Below are 19,134 nucleotides of genomic sequence, written 5' to 3'. Positions count from 1 at the left end.
CGGGATCAGCTCTGCTTCTTGCCGCGGGCGGCGGCTTCGAGTAGGACGTCTAGGACATCGAACGCCTCGGAGAGGTCGGTCATCAGCTTCGCCTCGCCGTGCCACTCGTCCACGAGGTCCCCGGCGACCTCGGCGAGTGTCTCCATGCCCTCGCGCACGTCGTCGGTGGCGCTCATGAGGGCGCCCAGCGCGCCCAGGGCGGAGAGGTCGTGCGAGGCCGTCCTGAAGTCGTGGAGCGGTTTGGCGATGTGGTGCGGGGCCTTGCGCAACAGCGGGGCCGCGTTGGCTATCGACTCCGAGTCCTTGCCCAGGTCTCCCATGGTCGAACGTCCCCCGATACCTCACGTTGCTGTGTGCACAAGCCAACGGGGACAGTAACCGGCTCGAGCAAGCGGGAAGTATAGGGATGATCATGAACAGGTAAAGCAAGTGGTGTGCGGGGGCTGCGGTCCGCCGGTCAGGACGACGCCTCCCGGAGTGCCTCCAGCCCCGCGAGCTCTTCCGTGAACGACCCCGGACTCTCCCGCTCCAGCTCCCGGTACAGCGCCAGCGCCTCGTCACTCGCCTCGCGGGCCTGCGCCGGGCGGCCCAGGTTCAGGAAGGTCTCCGCGTGACGTGCGCGGGCGTGTGCGTGTTCCGCCATCAAGTCGCTCCTGGAATCTTCGGGCAGGCCGGCGATCAGCGCTGCGGCTTCGGCCGCGATCAGCTCGGCCTCTTCGAGGCGCCCGAACAGGATCAGGAACTGGAGTTGGTTCGTCAGCGCGGTCAGCAAGCCTCTCGCGTATGCGGGGTTCTGCTCATGGACGGTCCGGAACACCTGCGCGGCCTTGTTGTTCACCCGGAAGGCGACCTGGACGAACGGTGTACGGGACAGCGCCAGCGTCTGAATGAGGAAGGACCCACCGAGCAGGGGTAGGTAGTCCTGTCCGTGTGCGGTCACGAGCTGTCGCGCCAGGCCGACGGCTTCTTCCGCCTCCCCCAGGGCCTCCGCCGTCGCACCGGCCTCCACACTCAGCTCCACTGCCTCTTGCAGCGTCATCACAAGGTCTTCTCGTGCGTGCGGCGAACCCGCCTCGATGAGCCGGCGTTCCACCGATGCGTTCTCCGCCAGTGTTTCCCTCGCCGCGTCGACGTCACCGAGGGCCACCAGCACGTGGGTCTTGTTGGTGAGCGTGGACGCCAGTTCCTCCAAGAACGCGTCCGGGTACTCGTCGGCCGCCGCCCTGCGTACGTCCAGGGACTCCTCGGCGGCCTCCAGCGCCTCAGTGAGCAGGTCGGCCTCTTGAAGACGCACGGTGAGCGTGTTCAGCGAGCGTGCCAGGTCGGGAAGCCCCAGGCGGTTGAGCCCCGCCAGTTCGCGCCGCATCGCGACGGACCTACGGGCCGCGGACAGGGCCTCCTCGTCGTGGCCGACGTCGGCAAGTTGTTGGGAGAAGTTGTTCAGCACGGCCGACAGGATGAATGTCTTGTCCTGAGGGTCCTCCGGCTCCCACTCGGTCAACAGAGTCACACCGCGACGTCCGTCCTGCAGCGACTCCTCCCGGCGGCCCAGCTTGCCCAGTGCCGCCGCACGCTGGCTGAGCGTCAGCCCCAGCAGTACCGGGTCCTCGTCTTCCGCAGCCGCCAAGATGTCCAGCGCCGCCGTCGAGGCCTGCAGGCTCTCCTCGTACCGACGGGCGCCCGTGAGCCGCATCGCGAGATTGTGCAGCGAACTCGCGCGCTGCAAGGCGGGTGAACCCGCCGACTGGTCGTCCGCCACCTGTACCAGCTTCTCGTGCAGCCGGATGCTCCAGGACGACAGCGCCCGGGTCAGGGGCGGGATCCGCTGGGCAAGGTCCAGGAGTTGGTCCGGTGGAAGGAGTTCCTCCACCAGGATCTGGTCCAGCGCCGCTATCAGGATCGCCGGTTCCGCGCTGCGCGTGCCCGCCGCCACCAGCAGGGGCGCCAGGCGGGCGGGGGACGTGCGGACGGCCGTGCGCAGGACGTCCGCCAGGGGTTCCGGCTCGGTCTGGGCCGCCGCGCGGCTCAGGACCAGGAGGGCCTGCGCCGTCTCCTGGGCGTCCAGCACCGGCAGGAGGCGCAGGAAGATCTCCGGTTCGGCGGCCACCTCGCGGCCCACCAGGTACTCGCCCAGGGGATCCGGCTGCAGCGGGCCCCACTGCCAGGACGTGCCGCCGTCGGCCGAGTCGGGGCGCGGGTACAGCTCGTGGAGCCAGTCCGCGACCGCGCGCCGCACCGACTCCGGGTGGTCGCCGATGCGCGGCACCCCGGCGAGGATCGCGTGCGCGCGGGCGCCCGGCACCGCGCCCACCAGCGTGGCCGTGACCACCGCGTTGCGCAGCGCCGCGTCGCCGAGGGCGCCGAGCGGGGCGCGGCGCGAGGTCTCGCGCCAGTACGCCGACTCGTGGTCCAGGAGCGCCTTCTGCGCATCCCGCACCCGCACCCGCGCGCTCGGCGCGAGCACGCTCGCGAGCGCCGCCATGTGGATGTCGAGGACGGTCCGGTGCGGGCGGCGCGAGGCGGCGGGCGGCCCGGGGGGCACCGCGTCCGGCGACACCGCGAGGCCCAGCGCCGTCGCGCCCCGCGTGAGGTCCTCGACCGCCGTACGGTAGATCTCGTCCTCGGCGACGCCGAGGGACGCCGTGTCGAGGATCGACCAGCGCCGGGCCCGCCCCGTCGCGTCGGCCGCCTCCGCCCCGCCGAGGGACCGCACCTCGTCCCACCACTGCCCCACGGCCCGCGCGACGAGCAGGACCTTGAAGGGCACCCCGCGCGGGCGCCGGCCCAAGTGGCGGAGCAGGCCGCCGAGTTCCTCCACCCGGCTCTCGGCGTAGTCGATGACGAGGAGGACGGGAGCCGTCGTCCGGGCCAGGAGCCGATGCCGGTCGGGGCCGCTGCCCCGGTTGAGGTGGACCACCGCGTAACGGGCCGCGGCGAGCCGGTGGCCGACCTCGCGGGCCAGCCGCGTCTTGCCCGCGCCGCCCGCCCCGGTGAGCAGCGCCACCGACACGTCCTCGCCCTCCGTGCTCCACCCGACCATCTCGTCGAGGAGTTCACGGCGCCCGGTGAACCGCACGGTCTCCGCCCGGGGGTGGAGCAGCGTGGCCGCGGACCGGGGCACCAGCGGCACGATCGGCTCGACGTCGTCCGCGAACTCGGCGGGTTCCAGCGGGGCGGCGGCACCCGTGTGCTCCCGCAGCAGCGCGCGGAACGCGTCGTCGGCGAAGAGGACATAGCTGGGGACGGCCTCGATCCTGCTGTGCGGCCAGCCCGGCAGGTCGGCGACCGCGACGCCCACGAGCGTGCCCGCGCACCACACCGCGCCGCCCGAGAGGCCCGCCCAGGGCGACTGCTCCGGCGAGCCGACGGGCGGGCTGCCCGTCAGGCCCAGGACGTAGCGGTCCGACTCGACGGCCTCCATCGGGTCGAGCGTGCCCACGAACGACGTGGACCCGAGGCGTCCGTCCCGCCCGGACAGGCCCGTGTATCCGCGGGCGGACGTCTTCGACTCCTCCTGCGTCACCAGGCGGCCCCAGCGGACCGGTTCGAGGTCCCGCCCCAGGTCACTGTCGGCCACCAACAGGGCCGTGTCGTACGGGCCGTCGGAGCGCGCCCAGACCACCCGGCAGGGCACGGGCCCGCCGCCGGGAATCTGCGCGGTCACGTCCGTGCGGTCGCCGATGACGTGCTGCGCGGTCAGGACGAGGCGCGGCGCGAGCACATACCCGGAGCCCTGCCCCTCCCGCCGCCCGGGTCCCGGCCCGCCCGAGGCCCGCACCACAGCGGTCCGGCGCCTGTCCTCCACCCGCGCACCGCCTCTTCTCAGCGTCCGATGCTCAGTGTCCGACGCTCGGCGTCGGATTCTCAGCGTCCGAAGGACGAGTCCAGTCCGCCCGTCTCCGGCGGCTTCTCGTTGCTGATCAGGAGAGGGTTGCCCGTACGGTCCTTCGGCGTGAGGACGAGACGTACGTGGTGGACGTCCTCCTTCGCGAGCTTTCCGGCCGCGCCGACGGACACGACCGCGCTCAGGACCCGGCCGAGGCCCGCCTTGGCGGTGCCCTCGACCTTCGCGGTGACCTCCCGCGTGAGCGTGACCGCGAACTCCAGCTCGATGGGCCCCACTTCGAACTGCACGTCGCTGCCCGCGCCCGCGACGGCCGCGCCCAGCAGCTCGTCCCGGAGCGCCTGTACGGCCTCGCCGACCCCGATGGGCTCGCTCATATCTCCCCAACTCCCCGCCGCTCGCCTGCAGACGGCACTTTACGGCGCGGGCAAGCGCCACCGGGGCGTTACGCCTCCATCAGTCGCGCAGGGCCTGCACGACCCTGCCGAGGTCGACGAACTTGAAGTTCGTCGAGGGCCGGTCGCCCTCGCCGGGGGCGTCGTGGCCGTCCTGGACGACGAGCAGGCCGTGCGGGTACTTCGGCCCGAGAGGTTCGTTCAGCGCGGCCGCGCCGTCGCACTCCTCGGAGCCGTCCAGGGTGCCGCCCGCCGGTGCGACACGGAAGCCGCCCTCGTACGCGTTGCCCTTCTTCGCCGCACGGTCGTACGCGGCGAAGGTGTCGTCGCCCTGGCTGGAGGCGAGGAGGTGTCCGCCGCCGCCGGATTCCTGGATCAGGGTGAGGCCCTCCACGTCGGCGGCGACCCGCTTCCCGCCGTAGCCGGGGTCGGCGCCCGGGGTGCACTCCTCGGTCTCCTCGTCGTAGACGCCGGGTACGCCGTACTCCCGCACCTTGTCCACGAGTCGGGGCTTGCCGGTGAGGTCGGCCCGCAGGCGCCAGATGCCGACGTCCTCCTGTCCGGCGTAGAGCGTGCCGGTGGCCGGGTCGACCACCATGCCCTCGACCTGCGGGAGTTCGCCGGGCTCGGCGCACGGCGACCACGAGGTGCCGTCCGGCAGCCGGAACGACGACGGCAGGTCGAGCGTGCGGACCGTGCGGTAGGTGACCTTGCCGGCCCGGCCCGGGGTCAGTTCGAGGAGCGCGACCCTGGTCCGCTCGCGGCGGCTGACCAGGGCGTACGAGCGTCCGGTGGCCCGGTCCCGCCAGGTGGCGAGCCCGTAGGCGGTGCGCTGTCCGTTGATCTCGGCCTGATCGGCGGAGAAGACGGGCGGCGCGGCGGGATCGGTGACGTCGGTGAGCGGGCCGCCGGGGCGGTCGCGGTCGATGCGGTAGAAGCGGAGCCGGTCGTGGCCCCGGTCGCTGGTGACGGCGAGGTCGGCGGGCCCGGAGGACAGCGGGAGGCCGTGCACGAGGTCCACGTTGTTGAAGCGGCCCGGCGCGTCGTCGGGGCGCTCGGCGGGCGGCGCCGCGATCGACTGCACGGGCCGCGCGTCGAGGTCGTAGGCGCGCAGCCCGCCCTCCTTCGCGGTGGCGATAACCAGGCTGCGGCCGGGCGCCGCCGGGTTGCGCCAGATCGCCGGATCGTCCGCGTCGGCGTTGCCGCCCGCCTCGTCGTCGTGGAGCGCGGGCGTCTCCGCCCGGGGCGTGACGGCCGGCAGCGGACCGGCGGGGGCGGGCGCGGCGGCCGTGGCCGTGGCCGCCGCGACGACGGCGGTCAGGGCGAGCGCGGCCGGGCCGAAGGTGCGGCGGATCGGGCGGTGTCTGGTCACGCGGTGTCTCCTCGTTCCGGGAACGGACGGATCGTGCGTGAGACTGCGGCCTGTCCGTGTCGCCCCGGCGTACGCCGGGCGTCCGGCAGCACCCCGCCCGAATGTACACAGGGTGAACCGGCGCCCCGCCCGCCCGCGTCACCCCTCCTTCTGCGCCCCCGTGTCGAGGCGCAGACAGGCCCACACCGTCTTGCCGACCTCGCGCCCGGCCACACCCCACTCCGCCGCGAGCGCCGCGACGATCACCAGCCCTCGCCCCGACTCCCCCTGGGGCAACGGCGGTTCCGGTTCCTTCGGCGGCCTGCGTTCGGTACGGGTGTCGGTGACCTCGACACGGAGCGTGTCCGCGAAGAGGGTCAGGCAGAGCTCGAAGTCACGGCCCGGCACACGGCCGTGCGTGACCGCGTTCGCCGCGAGCTCGGCGACGACCGCCTCGGCGGCGTCGGACAGTTCGGTGTCGTAGGCGATCCCCCAGCCGTCCAGGTGGTACCTGGCCAGCCTGCGGGCGAGGCGGGCACCTCGGGGCGTCGCGCTCAGGCGCTCGGTGACTTCCCGCACGGGAGTGGCGGGACGGGCTTCGGTCGACATGCGGCAACGGTGTCGGTCCGCCGCGGCGACCACCAGGACCGGAACTCGTACGCTGCGTAATTGTACGAGTGCGAACGGTGGACAGTACGGGTAACCCAACGTGACCATGGGCGGGTTGGCGGGGAACGGTAAGCGAGCGTCAGGGGATACCCGTGATGTCGTCAAGTACGCCGGGCAGCAATGAGCCCGAGCCGACCGATGGCCTGAAGGCCTTCGGGGCGGTCCTGAAGAGCTTTCGCAAGCACGCCGGATACACCCAGGAGTCGCTGGCCCCGGAGATCGGTTACTCGGCCCACTTCCTCGCCTCGGTGGAGCAGGGCAGGCGCTTTCCGCCGACCCGGTTCGTCGACCAGTGCGAGGCGGCGCTCGACGCGTTCGGAACCTTGCAGCTCGCCGTGAACCAGTTGTCCCGGCAGCGCGGGCTCGCCTCCTGGTTCCGGCGGTGGGCGCTCCTGGAACAGGAGGCGGTGGCCCTCTCCACGTACGAGTGCCGGTTGATCCCGGGACTGCTGCAGACCGAGGCGTACGCGCGGACGCTGTTCGTGAACCAGTTGCCCCCGCTGGGCGACGAGCAGATCGAGGCGCAGCTGGCGGCTCGCGTGGAGCGTCAACTGCTCCTCACCGAGCGCCCGAACACGGCGTACAGCTTCATCCTGGAGGAGCACTTGTTCCTGCGGCGCATGGGCGGGCATGACGTCACCATGGAACTCGTCGACCATGTTCTGGAGCTCGCGGGGCGCCGGAACATCGAGGTGCAGATCATGCCGGTGGTGCAGGAGAGTCACGCCGGGCTGGACGGACCCATGCAGCTGCTGGAGACGCCGGAGAACATGTGGCTCGCCTACACCGAGGGACAGGAGAGCGGCCAGTTCATCTCCGCCCCGAAAGTGGTCAGCATGCTTCAGATGCGGTATGCCAGGATGCGCGCACAGGCTCTCCCCCTGGAACACTCCTTGAGCCTGCTGGAGCGGATGCGAGGAGCACGATGAGCACCCCCGAACTGGCCTGGTTCAAGAGCAGTTACAGCAGTGGCGGCTCCGGCGACTGCCTCGAAGCCGCCCTCTCCTGGCACAAGTCGAGTTACAGCAGCAGCGGCGACGGCGACTGCGTCGAGTTCGCCCCCTGCCCCGCCGCCGTCCACGTCCGCGACTCCAAACGCCCCGAAGGGGCCCGGCTCGCCCTGGAGCCGCGTACCTGGGCGGCGTTCGTGTCGTACGCCGCCCAGGTGTGATCCCTCAGTACTGGGGCTGGGAGGACGGCTGGGACTCGACCAGCTCGCGCGCCTCCTCGTCCGAGGCGACCGAGGGCGGCGAGCCCTCCAGCGGCTGGCGGGCCGTCTCCTTCATCGCGGCGACGGCGATGATGCCGACGAGGCCGGCCAGCATCGTGTAGAACGCGGGCATCAGGTCGTTGCCGGTGGCGCTGATCAGGCCCGCGACGACCAGCGGGGTCGTACCGCCGAAGAGCGAGACGGAGATGTTGAAGCCGATGGACAGGGAGCCGTAGCGCACGTCCGTCGGGAAGAGGGCCGGGAGCGACGAGGACATGACGCCCAGGTAGCAGACCAGGGCGAGGCCCAGGATGAGCAGGCCCGTGAAGACCGCGACCGTGCCGCCCTGCTTGATGAGCAGGAAGGCGGGCAGCGCGAGGACGAAGAAGCCGATCGAGCCGGCCATCAGGACGGGCTTGCGGCCGATGCGGTCGGAGAGGCGGCCGACGGAGTTGATGAGGGCCATCAGGATCAGCATCACGATCACGATGGACATCAGGCCGCCGGTCTCGCCGAAGCCGAGCTGGGTGAGGTACGTCGGCATGTACGACAGCAGCATGTAATCGGTGATGTTGAACGCGGCGACCAGCGCGATGCACAGGAGCATGGCGCGCCACTGGCCGAAGAAGGAGTCGCGGAAGGACTTCTTCTGGCGCTCGGCGGCGGGGCCGCTCTCCGCCTCGTTCATCTTCTGGAAGGCGGGCGACTCGTCGAGCTTCATCCGCAGGTAGAGGCCGATGAGGCCGAGCGGGGCGGCCACCATGAACGGGATGCGCCAGCCCCAGGACTGCATGGAGGAGTCGCTGAGCAGCGCGGTCAGGGTGGTGACGAGGACCGCGGCGACGGTGTAGCCGATCAGGGTGCCGAACTCCAGGAAGGAACCCCAGAAGCCGCGGCGCTTGTCGGGCGCGTACTCGGCGATGAAGGTGGCGGCACCGCCGTACTCGCCGCCCGTGGAGAAGCCCTGCACCATGCGGCAGAAGACGAGGAGGATCGGCGCCCACACGCCGATCGTGGCGTAGCTGGGGATGAGGCCGATGGCGAGGGTCGCCGCCGACATCATGATCATGGTCAGCGCGAGGATCTTCTTGCGGCCGACCTTGTCGCCGAGCGGGCCGAAGAACATGCCGCCGATGGGGCGCACCAGGAAGGCCGCGGCGAAGGTCGCCAGGGAGGAGAGGGTCTGCGCCGTGTCGTTCCCGGAGGGGAAGAACTCCTTGCCGATGATCACGGCGAGGTAGGCGTAGACACCGAAGTCGTACCACTCCATGGCGTTGCCCAGCGCGGTCGCCTTCACCGCGCGCTTGACCTGCGCTTCCTCGGTGACGGTGATGTCCGACTGACGCAGGCGCGGGTTCTTGCGGCGGTGTATCACGCGGAACAGCGCTCGGTGTCGGGCCACGGCTTCCGGAGCGGGCGGTGCCGGTGTTTCAGGGGCTTCGGGCGCGCTCACGGATTCAGTCACTCTCTCTGTCGGCATGGTGGGACGTCGATCTACATTGCCAATCAGAGGGACGGAAAAGTGCCCGCCATTGGTCCTGACGCCGATGGCCCCAAGTCCCTGGGATCAAGGACTTGGGGCCCTTTTCACCAGAAAATGCGGCTCCAAACTCGTATGACCATGTGAATCTCAGCGCGTGTGCAGCTGTGACCTTGGAATGACCTGCTGCTCCTGGCCGGGGGCGGACCACAGCAGCTTCAGGTGGGCCTCACCGGTCTGCTCGGCGTACTCGACCCGGACGGTGTGGCGCCTGCCCGCGGTGAGCGCCACCCGCGCCTTGTCGAGCCTGGGCTCGTGCGGGGTCCAGGAGTCGATCACGAGCTTGCCGTCGATCCATACGCGGGCCATGTCGTCGGACACGGTGGTCAGGGTGTAGGTCTCGGTGCGGCGCGGTTCGACCGTGCCCGTCCAGCGGATGCTGAAGCGGTCGGCGGGGATCGAGGCGGCCGGGGAGCCCGTGTACTTCCAGGCGTGGTTCAGGGTGGCGTCGGTGCGGGTGATCCTCGGGGTGCCCGTCAGGGTCGCGTTGTCGAAGATCTCCTGCTTGAGGCCCGTGCCGGTGCCCGGCCGGGCGGTCGGGCCCGGGTCGACCGCGAGCTGGATCACGGTGGCCGTGTCGTCGGTCGCCGCGCCGGCCGGCCTGACGTCGAAGCCGTCGCCCGCCGTGGTGACGGTCACCTTCTGGTCGCTGCCGAGGACACGGGCCGACCGCACCGTGAAGGCGGTGCGCGCCGTCAGGTGCAGGGCGGCGCCCGGCGCGGGCCAGCGCGTGACCGCCGCGTACAGCGTGTCGCCCTTGCGGCTGACCGAACCCCAGGACGGTTCCTCGACGAGACCGGCGTAGCGGGCGCCGAAGACCGCCTGGCCCTGGCCGTCCTCGCGCAGCCAGTCGCCCATCTGCCGGAGCCGGTCGACGGAGGGCTGCGGGATGCGGCCGCGGGCGTCGGGGCCGACGTTCAGGAGATAGTTGCCGCTGCGGGAGGTGGTGGCGAGGAGGTTGCGGGTGAGGGTCTGCGCCGACTTCCAGTCCTGGTCGTAGCGGGCGTAGCCCCAGTGGCCGTTGAGGGTCATGCAGGACTCCCAGAGCTGGCCGTCCACGGGGGCGCCGGGGATCTCCTGCTCCGGGGTGCCGTAGTCGCCGTCGACGACGCGGCGCTTGCCCACGCGGTTGTTGATGACCAGGCCGGGGTCGAGGCCGCGCAGATAGGCCTCCAGGCGCTCGCCGTGCTCGGCCGTCCAGGGGTTGTGCGGGTTGTCGGTGTCCCACTCGCCGTCGAACCACAGCAGCGCGGGGTCGTAGGTGTCGACGAGCTCCTTGAGCTGGGCGTACATGCGCTTCTCGTACGCGGGGAAGGTCGCCGGGTCCGCGAAGTCCTTGTCGTGCCAGTCCCAGATCGAGTAGTAGAAGCCGAGCTCGATGCCCGCGTCGTCGGACGCCTTCTTCAGCTCGGCGAGGATGTCGCGGTCCTTGTCGAAGGAGGAGTGGTCGCGCAGGTTCCAGTCGTTGACCTTCGTCGGCCACATCGCGTAGCCCTCGTGGTGCTTGGACGTGATGACGATGTAGCGCATCCCGGCGTCCTCGGCGGCCTTGACGACGGCCTTCGCATCGAAGTCGGCGGGGTTGAAGTTCTGCGCCTGCTTCTCGTACGCGTCCATGGGGATGTCGCACTGCCGCTTGATCCACTCGGCGTCGCGGCAGGTGGTGCCGTCGGGGCGGCGGTACTCGCCCTCCAGGTTCGAGTAGGCGCCGAAGTGGATGAACATGCCGAAGCGGTCCTGGCGGAACCAGTTGGTGCGGTCCGCGGTGAACGGGTCGTCGGCGGCGTGGTCCGTGCCCGGTCCGGCGGCGTGCGGGGGCCGCGCGGCCGGGGCGTCGGCGGGGGCGGCCGGGGCGGCGGTCGCGACGGTCGCGGGGACGGCCGTGGCCGCGAGGGCGGCGGCGAGGAGCAGGGCGAGTCCAGTGGCTCTGTGGCGCATGGGGCGGCTCCCGGGTTCCCTGGGTTGGGGGTCGCACGGGAACGTAGGAGTGAATACATCGGATGTCAATGGGCCCAACTCCCGCCGCAGGGCGGTCGGTTCGGCGCATATACCCCCACTGATCCGATGACATCGATCCGATGACATCAATCCGATGACTGGCGAGATGACCGGTGAGGCATCGTCGACGGCCGCCGAGTGGTCGGCACGGCGGGCGGCCACCCGCCACCCATGCTCGCGCCCGCGCCCGCGCCCGCACCCGCACCCGCCGCGCGGCGCGGCGCGGCGCGGCGCCAAGCGCCTTACGCCTTAAGCGACTTGACGGGTATACGTCACGCCGAATCTCTGGTAGGAAACCTTCCTAACAGAACGCGGAACGTCGAACTCCCCCATCTGCACCCCCATTTGGAGGCCCCCGTGGAGACCCCCCACATACGCCCGCGCACCACTGACACCCCCCGCACCACCGAACTCCCCCGCACCCTCACCTCCCGGCGCACGCTGCTCGCCTTCCTGGGCGCGGCGGCCGTGGCGGGCCCGCTGCTCACCACCCCGTCGGCGGGCGCGGCCCCGCTCCCCGGCCCGCTCGCGGCCGGCGGACTCGACGACCCGGCGAAGAAGGAGATCGCGATGCAGATCGTCTGCAGCGCGGAGAACTCCTCCCTCGACTGGAAGAAGCAGTACGGCTACATCGAGGACATCGACGACGGCCGCGGCTACACCGCGGGCATCATCGGCTTCTGTTCCGGCACCGGCGACATGCTCGACCTCGTCGAGCTCTACACGCAGCGCAAGCCGGGCAACGTCCTCGCCACGTACCTGCCCGCCCTGCGCCGGGTGGACGGCAGCGACTCGCACGACGGCCTCGACCCGAACTTCACCAAGGACTGGGCGAAGGCCGCCAGGGACACGGAGTTCCAGCGGGCCCAGAACGACGAGCGGGACCGCGTCTACTTCAACCCGGCCGTCCAGCAGGGCAAGGCGGACGGCGTCGGCATCCTCGGCCAGTTCGCGTACTACGACGCGATCGTCATGCACGGCGACGGTGGCGACCCCACCGGTTTCCGCGGCATCCGCCAGCGCGCGCTGCGCACGGCCAAGCCCCCGGCCCAGGGCGGCAACGAGGTCACGTACCTCAACGCGTTCCTCGACGCGCGCGTCTGGGCGATGAAGCAGGAGGAGGCCCACGAGGACACCAGCCGGGTCGACACCGCCCAGCGGGTCTTCCTGAAGAAGGGCAACCTCGGCCTCAACACGCCCCTGGACTGGAAGGTCTACGGGGAGTCGTTCCACATCGGCTGACGCCCCGGCCCACCCGGCCGACCGCACCGCGCGGGGCGTCCCCGACGTCCCGCGCGCCTGCGCCCCCCTCTTGCCTCACCCCTGTAGAGATGGGTACCGTCCCGGCCAGCCTTCCCCGGGACGCGACCAGCTCCTCGTCTACGCGCGTCTTCCTGCACAGACCAGCACAGACCAGCACAGAGGTGAGAGATCCATGTTCCTCCGTACGACCGTGCTCGCCGCCGCCACCGCGGCGGTCGTCGCCTCCGGCGGCACGACCGTCGCCGCTCCCGCGGCCCCCGCGACCCGCGCGGCGCCCGACGGCTGGCAGCAGGCCGGCGACGGCATCACCTCCGGCATCAGCGGGCTCGCCCTCGCCGGCCGCACCGCGGGCGCGGCGCACGCCCTCGTCGTACGCGACAACAAGAAGCCCGGCGAGAACCGGATCGCCGACCTCACCTACCGGCCCGGCCGTTCGGCGGTCGTCGAACCGCTCGCCTGGTCGGGCGGCGCCGAGCCGATCGACCTGGAGGCCGTCGAGAAGGTGCCCGGCACCTCCGACGAGTACGTGGCGCTGGCCAGCCGCGGCCTCGTCTACCACCTGAAGGTGACCGGCTCCGAGACCCAGGTCCTCGACACCTCCCCGCTCCCCGCGATCGCCGAGGGCGACGACTACGAGAGCTTCGCGCTGACCTCCGCGCACGGACGGATGGCGGCGGTCTGGTCCGACCGCGGCGCGGGCAAGGACCGGCCCGCCGCCGTGCACGCCGCGCCGTTCTCCTTCAACACGTACGACGAGGCGGACTTCGGCCCGGTCACCACGGCCGACTACCGGGCGCCCTACCCCTCGGGCGAGATCCGGCACGCCTCCGACATCACCGTCACGGACGACGGCCGCCTGCTCATCGGCTCGGCGGCGGACGCGGGCGACGACGGCCCCTTCGACTCGGCGGTCGCCGACGCGGGCACGGTGTCCGTGGGCCGCGACGGCGAGGTCCGGCTGTCCATCGCCAAGTCACCGGTCTCCGTAAGGAAGTTCACGGGTCACAAGATCGAGGCGGTGGAGTGCGTGCCCGGCACCCGGACGGCACTCCTCGGCACCGACGACGAGAACGCGGGCGGGGCGGTGCGGGCGTCCGCGATCTGCTGAGCCCCACCACGGGGCACCGCCAGGGCCGGAGACGAGAGGAGCGACGGGCGACGACGGGCCGGGATCGGGCGCCGGGTGTCAGGACAGGATCGGGGTCGTCTGGGCGGAGGCGATGCGCCAGCCGCTCTCGCCCTCTTCCTTGACCAGGACGTAGGTGAGTCGTCCCGCCGTGGCGGGCAGCGGTGCGGGCTGCTCGCCGTCGGCGTCCGGCGCTCTCCGGTCGGAGACTGTCTTGATGTTCGCCACGATCGCGACGTCGGCACGCAGGAAGCGGATGTCCTCGACCTCGACCGTGGTGACGACGTCGGCGAGCGGTGAGGCGAGGGCCTGGCTCATCGCCCCGGCCAGCGTGTCCCGCCCGGCGACCCGGCGCCCGCCGAAGTTCACCACCGTGGCGTCGGCCGTGTGCAGGGGGATGAAACGGTCCACGTCGTTCTGGAACGCGGAGGCGTCCGCGACGAGTTGGCGGATGGCGGCGAGGTCGGCGGCGCTCCCGGCAAGCGGGGCGGCGGCGGTGGCAGCGGCGGTGGTCGACGTGGCGCTCATGGCGGTTCTCCTGGGTGTGCGTGGGAGCGGTCGGGAAAGGGGCCGGGTCGGGATCGATCGGCTCCTGGCCGGGATTCTTCTGCCTCAAGTGGACTTGAGGTCAACCGTGCTCGCCGTCGTGGGCGGCACCGCGCCCGCCGGCGCCCCGACGGCTTGCCCTGACGCCTGCTCAGGACGGCTTTCCTGTGGTCAACTTGGGATTCCTGGCGGGAGTTGATGCCGGAGTACTGGTGGGGGGCCGAGTGGGGACGGGGCTGCGCAGGACGGCAGCGGTGGCATCGGTGGTCACGGGGGCCGTGGTGGCGACCCTGCTCGGCCTCGCGGCGAACCAGGCGTCGGGCGAGGAGCGGTGGCCCGGCGCCCTGGACGTGCTGCGGCGGTACCCGTGGGAGTCGGGCGCGACCCTGACCCTGGTCGGCGCGGTGCTCTCCCTGGTGCTGCAGCGGCTCGCCCAGGTCGACGCCGCGGGCGACCCGCCGCCGCCCCCGGCCGGTGCCGTGCCGGACTGGGTGGTCGACCGCGGGGAGGCGTCCGAGGTGATCGCGGCGGTGTGCGGGCGCCGGCGCCGCACGGTCGGCATCACCACGGCGCTGGAGGGCGCGGGCGGCTTCGGGAAGACGACGCTGGCGGACATGGCCTGCGCGAGCCCCCGGGTGCGGCGGCTCTTCCGGGGGCGCGTCTTCGTGGTGACGGTCGGGCGGGAGGTGCGGAGCCGGGCGGCGATCGCGGCGAAGGTCGCCGAGGCCACCCGGTTCATCACGGGCGACACCGCGGTGTTCGACGACCCGGTGCTCGCGGGTGCCCACCTGGGGCGGCTGCTCGACCAGCGGCCCCGCACCCTGCTGGTCCTCGACGACGTGTGGGAACAGGAGCAGCTCGAACCGTTCCTCGTCGGCGGGCAGCGGTGCGTACGCCTGGTGACGACCCGTATCCCCGGCATCCTGCCGCCGGGGGCGGCCCGGATCCGGGTGGACGCGATGTCGGACGAGCAGGCCCGCGCGGTGCTCACCTGGGACCTGCCCGCGCTCCCCCGGCCCGTGGTCGAGCTGCTGTTCGCGGCGACCGGGCGGTGGCCGCTGCTGCTGCGGCTGACCAACCGGCTCATCGCCGCGGAGCTGGCCACCGGCGCCGGTCCGGACGCGGCGGCGCGCGGAGTGCTGCGGCGCCTGCGGGAACTGGGTCCGGTCGGCGCGGACCCCGCGCGGTTCCTCGACCTCGACGACCCGAGGCAGCGCAGGAAGGCGGTCAAGGCGACGGTGGAGGCCGCCACCGAACTGCTGCCGTCCGGCGGCGCCCGGCGCTTCGCCGAGCTCGGCGTCTTCGCCGAGGACGAGGCCGTGCCGGTGGAGCTGGCGGCGCGGCTGTGGCGGGCGACGGCGCGGACGTCCCCGGCGCAGGCGCGGGAACTGTGCCGGGTGCTGGCCGGGTTCTCCCTGCTGACCCTCACCGCGGAGGACGGCGGCCACCTGATCCTGCACGACGTCATCCGGGACTACCTGCGCCGGGAGATCGGGGCGGCCGGGCTCGTGGCGCTGAACGGCGTCCTGGTGGACGCGGTGGCCGCCGGGCTGCCGACGGCACAGCCCCTGCCCCCGGACGACACCACGGGTCCCGCGGTCGCCTGGTGGGACACCGAACACGGTTACGTGCTCGACCACTTGGTCGCCCATCTGGTGACCGCCGACCGCCTCGACGCGGCCGAGGCGGTCGCGGGCGACCTGCGCTGGACCGAGGCGCGCCTGCACCAGCGCGGGGCGTCCGCGCCCTGGAACGACCTGGTCCGGCTCCCCACGGAGACGGCCAGGGCCAAGGCGCTCGGCCTGTCCCGCGCGGCGCACCTGTTGCGGCCCACGCATCCGGGGCATGCGTTGACCGCCGTTCTGCACAGCCGGCTCGAGGGGGTGCCGGCCTGGCGGGCGCAGGCGCGGGCGCGGGCCCGGCAGGCGCGGACCGGCTGCCCCGCGCTGGTCAACCGGTGGGAGCCGCCCGACCAGTCCGACCCCGCGCTGCAGCGCGTGCTGGTGCACTCCTCCGCCGTGCACGCGCTCGCGGTCGCCCCGGACGGGGCGTGGCTCGTCACCGGGTGCGGTGACGGGACCGCCCGGATCTGGGACACCGACACCGGGACCTGCACCGCGACGCTCTCCGGTCACATCCGCCCGGTCACCGCGGTCGCGGTCGCCCCCGACGGCACGTGGGTCGCCACGGCGTCGGCCGACGGGACGGCCCGGATCTGGGACGTGGAGACGGGCACCTGCACCGCGACGCTGACCGGTCACAGCGCCCCCCTCAGCGCGGTCGCCGCCGCACCCGACAGCACCTGGCTCGTCACCGCGTCCGAGGACCGGACCGCCCGGGTCTGGGCGGCCGGGACCGGGGTCTGCACCACGGTCCTCTCAGGTCGGCACGTCCTTGCCATCCGGGCAGTTGCGGTCTCCCCGGACGGGGCGTGGATCGCGACCGGTGGCGAGGACGTACAGATGTGGGCGATGCCGAGCGGCCGTCCGGTGCAGATCCTCCATACCGGATCGAACAGCACTGCGGACTCAGTGGCCTCACTGGCCTTCACACCGGACGGTGCGCGGCTCATCTCGGGCCTGACCAAGAACGTGCGCACGTGGCGACGGGGCGGGGCCAGCCGTGGCTTTTCCAGCTACGGTAGCCACTCGACCCGATCGGACGGTGGCCGTGTCAACGCGCTGGCCGTCGCACCGGACGGCACGTGGATGACGACCGGGGACCCCCGGCGAACCGTCCGGATATGGCAGAGACAAGAAGACGCGGACGTCTGCGCAGTCGTCCTCACCGGTCACACGGATGACGTCACGGGTACGGCCATCGCGCCGGACGGGAGTTGGCTCGCCAGTGCCAGCCTCGACGGCACCGTGCGTGTCTGGAATGCGATCCAGACCCAGGCAGCCGACCTGTCCAGCCCACCGGGGTGGCTGACGGCCGCCTTCGCCCCAGGGGGAACCCATTTGGTCACCGTCTCCCGGGACCCGGACGACTGGTGGAAGGGCTCCTTCGAGTTCTGGGACACGACGACCCGCCGACGCGCGGCATCCCTGGCCAGTGACGACCTGCTGCCCTACGACATGTCGACGATGGCCGTCTCTCCGAACAGAAGGTGGATCGTCTACGGAGGATCCGACTCCGGCAGGATCAGGATGCCGGGCGCCGCGAACAACCGGGCGCGGAGCGCCTCCGTCGGCGAACCCGTCACCGCCGCCGCCATCGCCCCGGACGGGACCTGGTACGCCACGGCGAGCGAGCGCAGGAACACCAAACTCTGGCGCGCGAGCACCCACACCTGTTTCGCCACCCTCGGCGACCACGTGGGTCCCGCCGACGCCCTGATCATCGCGCCGGACGGATCGTGGCTCACCACCGGGGACGGCCGGAACCTCAAGATCTGGGTCACCGCCACCGCGTCCCGCGCCGCCACCCTCACCGGGCACACCGCCCCCCTCAGCGCCGCCGCCGTCGCGCCCGACGGCACCTGGCTCCTGACCGCGTCCGAGGACCGGACCATCCGGGTGTGGGACGCGGCCGCGCACACCTGCACGGCGACCCTCACCGGCCTGCCCGCGCCGGTCACCGGGCTGGCCGTCGCCCCGGACGGGGTCCACTTCGCCGCGATCAGCGAGGAGTCCGTGCTGCGGATCTGGGACCGGGAGTCCCGGGACGTCGTCGCGATGATGCGTACCGACAGCCCCTTGGTCGCCTGCGCCTGGCGGGCGGGGACGGACGACCTGACCGCGTGGGGACCCCGGGGCGCGTACGGCTTCGCGTTCCGCCGGGGCGGCCCCGGTGTCAGTGCGTGACGACCGGTTCCGGGTCGGCCGCCGGTGAACCGTCCTTCGTACCGAGGTGGTTGAAGACCAGGTTGAGCGCGACGGCGAGCAGGCAGCCGGTCGAGATGCCGGAGCCGAGCACGATCTGCGCCCAGGCGGGGAACGCGTCGTAGAAGCCGTCGGAGAGGGCGGGCGCGAGGCCCGCGCCGAGGGTGACGACCACGATGAGGGCGTTGTCGCCGCGGTGCAGGTCCGCCTGGAGCAGCGTCTGGATGCCGCTGACCGCGATCGAGCCGAAGAGGAAGAGGCTGACGGCGGCGAGGACCGGCATGGGGACGGCGGAGATGAGGGCCGCGGCGGCGGGGCTCAGACCGAGGAGGACGAGGATGGCGCCGCTGAGCGCGACGACGAAGCGGCTGCGCACCTTGGAGATCACGACCAGGCCGATGTTCTGGGCGAACGCGCTGGCGTGGAAGGCGTTGAAGAGCGGGCTGAGCGCGGAGCCGAGGGCGTCGGCGCGCAGACCGGCAGCGATGGTCCGCTCGTCGACGTCCTTCCCGACGATCTTGCCGAGGGCGATCATGTCGGCGGTCGACTCGGTGAGGATCACCAGCATCACGACGCACATGGAGATGATCGCGGGCAGGTTGAACTGCGGGGCGCCGAAGTGCAGCGGGGAGGGAATGCCGACGAGGTCGGCACCGTCCAGCTTGGAGAAGTCGGCGAGGCCCATGGGTATCGCGAGCAGGGTGCCGATGATCATCGCGACGAGCATGCTGATCTGCTTGAGGAAGCCGCGCGTGAACCGCTGCAGCAGGAGCATCACGAGGACGGTGGCGCCCGCGAGTCCGATGCTGCGGGGCTCGGGCGTGCCGGACGCCGAGTCGTCGACGATCCAGTCGTAGGCGACGGGGATGAGCGAGACGCCGATCAGGGTGATGACCGAGCCGGTGACGACGGGCGGGAAGAACCGGACGAGGCGGGAGAAGTACGAACTGACCAGGAATCCGAAGAGACTGGAGACGATGATCGCGCCGAAGACGACCGGCATGCCCGCCCCGACGCCGCCCTGGGTGGAGATGATCGTCAGCATGACGCCGACGCCCGCGAAGGAGACGCCGTTGACGAAGGGCAGGCGCGAGCCGATGAAGGTGCCGATGCCGAGGGTCTGCAGCAGCGTGGCGATGCCCGCCATCAGGAGGCTGCCGCCCATGAGTACGGCCGTGTCGCCCGGCGACATCTTCGCGGCGACGGCCACGACGAGCGGGACGGAGACCGCGCCCGCGTACATGGAGGCGACGTGCTGGAGACTGGCGACGAGCATGCGGCCCGGCGGCAGGATCTCGTCGACCGGGTGGACCTCTGGGGCGTCGGCACGCGCGCCGGCGGACTTCACTTCAGAACTCATGGGTGGCG

14 protein-coding genes are annotated in these 19,134 nt (G+C 72.0%); 5 read left to right on the top strand and 9 right to left on the bottom strand.

Annotation, left to right across the window (positions count from 1 at the left end):
* Positions 1-5 precede the first annotated feature (5 nt).
* The 5 genes from ACFYXE_RS30020 to ACFYXE_RS30000 form a co-directional block, all read right to left on the bottom strand.
* On the bottom strand, positions 6-320 hold the full coding sequence (locus ACFYXE_RS30020; RefSeq protein ID WP_389317894.1) for a hypothetical protein: 315 nt from the start codon (positions 318-320) through the stop codon (positions 6-8).
* Between the two features lie 137 nt (positions 321-457).
* Positions 458-3,805, bottom strand: a complete 3,348-nt coding sequence (locus ACFYXE_RS30015; protein ID WP_389317891.1) for a hypothetical protein — start codon at positions 3,803-3,805, stop codon at positions 458-460.
* Between the two features lie 59 nt (positions 3,806-3,864).
* Complete coding sequence (locus tag ACFYXE_RS30010; RefSeq protein WP_389317888.1) at positions 3,865-4,221, bottom strand: trypco2 family protein; 357 nt, start codon at positions 4,219-4,221, stop codon at positions 3,865-3,867.
* Between the two features lie 79 nt (positions 4,222-4,300).
* Positions 4,301-5,611 (bottom strand): phytase, encoded by a 1,311-nt coding sequence (locus ACFYXE_RS30005; protein WP_389317885.1) that lies wholly within the window; start codon positions 5,609-5,611, stop codon positions 4,301-4,303.
* Between the two features lie 138 nt (positions 5,612-5,749).
* Positions 5,750-6,199, bottom strand: coding sequence for an ATP-binding protein (locus ACFYXE_RS30000; RefSeq protein ID WP_389317882.1), 450 nt, complete (start codon positions 6,197-6,199; stop codon positions 5,750-5,752).
* A gap of 155 nt (positions 6,200-6,354) precedes the next feature.
* On the opposite strand from ACFYXE_RS30000, the gene ACFYXE_RS29995 reads away from it, so the two are divergent.
* Both ACFYXE_RS29995 and ACFYXE_RS29990 read left to right on the top strand, forming a co-directional pair.
* A complete protein-coding gene (locus ACFYXE_RS29995; RefSeq protein ID WP_389317879.1) occupies positions 6,355-7,188 on the top strand; it encodes a Scr1 family TA system antitoxin-like transcriptional regulator in 834 nt (277 codons plus the stop codon).
* Complete coding sequence (locus ACFYXE_RS29990) at positions 7,185-7,430, top strand: DUF397 domain-containing protein (protein ID WP_389317876.1); 246 nt, start codon at positions 7,185-7,187, stop codon at positions 7,428-7,430. Before ACFYXE_RS29995 ends, ACFYXE_RS29990 begins: the two co-directional genes overlap by 4 nt.
* A 4-nt stretch (positions 7,431-7,434) precedes the next feature.
* Here the strand turns inward: ACFYXE_RS29990 and proP are convergent, their stop codons facing one another.
* Together proP and ACFYXE_RS29980 are read right to left on the bottom strand one after the other, a co-directional pair.
* Complete coding sequence (proP, locus tag ACFYXE_RS29985) at positions 7,435-8,949, bottom strand: glycine betaine/L-proline transporter ProP (protein ID WP_389317873.1); 1,515 nt, start codon at positions 8,947-8,949, stop codon at positions 7,435-7,437.
* A 150-nt stretch (positions 8,950-9,099) separates the two neighbouring features.
* Positions 9,100-10,947, bottom strand: a complete 1,848-nt coding sequence (locus tag ACFYXE_RS29980) for an alpha-L-fucosidase (RefSeq protein ID WP_389317870.1) — start codon at positions 10,945-10,947, stop codon at positions 9,100-9,102.
* A gap of 432 nt (positions 10,948-11,379) precedes the next feature.
* Between ACFYXE_RS29980 and ACFYXE_RS29975 the strand changes: the two genes are divergently transcribed.
* Both ACFYXE_RS29975 and ACFYXE_RS29970 read left to right on the top strand, forming a co-directional pair.
* Positions 11,380-12,249: a chitosanase gene (locus ACFYXE_RS29975; protein ID WP_389318184.1), complete on the top strand. Its 870-nt coding sequence runs from the start codon at positions 11,380-11,382 to the stop codon at positions 12,247-12,249.
* Positions 12,250-12,442: 193 nt separating this feature from the next.
* Positions 12,443-13,378, top strand: a complete 936-nt coding sequence (locus tag ACFYXE_RS29970) for a hypothetical protein (protein WP_389317867.1) — start codon at positions 12,443-12,445, stop codon at positions 13,376-13,378.
* A gap of 78 nt (positions 13,379-13,456) precedes the next feature.
* Here the strand turns inward: ACFYXE_RS29970 and ACFYXE_RS29965 are convergent, their stop codons facing one another.
* On the bottom strand, positions 13,457-13,924 hold the full coding sequence (locus ACFYXE_RS29965) for an SgcJ/EcaC family oxidoreductase (protein WP_389317864.1): 468 nt from the start codon (positions 13,922-13,924) through the stop codon (positions 13,457-13,459).
* A gap of 272 nt (positions 13,925-14,196) precedes the next feature.
* On the opposite strand from ACFYXE_RS29965, the gene ACFYXE_RS29960 reads away from it, so the two are divergent.
* Entirely contained in the window at positions 14,197-17,748 is a 3,552-nt protein-coding gene (locus ACFYXE_RS29960; RefSeq protein WP_389317861.1) for an NB-ARC domain-containing protein, read from the top strand.
* Here ACFYXE_RS29960 and ACFYXE_RS29955 read toward each other — a convergent pair.
* Positions 17,738-19,126, bottom strand: coding sequence for a nucleobase:cation symporter-2 family protein (locus tag ACFYXE_RS29955; RefSeq protein ID WP_389317858.1), 1,389 nt, complete (start codon positions 19,124-19,126; stop codon positions 17,738-17,740). The genes ACFYXE_RS29960 and ACFYXE_RS29955 overlap by 11 nt on opposite strands.
* Positions 19,127-19,134: the final 8 nt, after the last annotated feature.

Origin of the sequence: Streptomyces sp. NPDC002564, assembly GCF_042889645.1 — a bacterium.
Taxonomy (GTDB): Bacteria; Actinomycetota; Actinomycetes; order Streptomycetales; family Streptomycetaceae; genus Streptomyces.
Note: the sequence above shows the minus strand (reverse complement) of the source record. Positions and strands in the feature narration are given on the sequence as shown.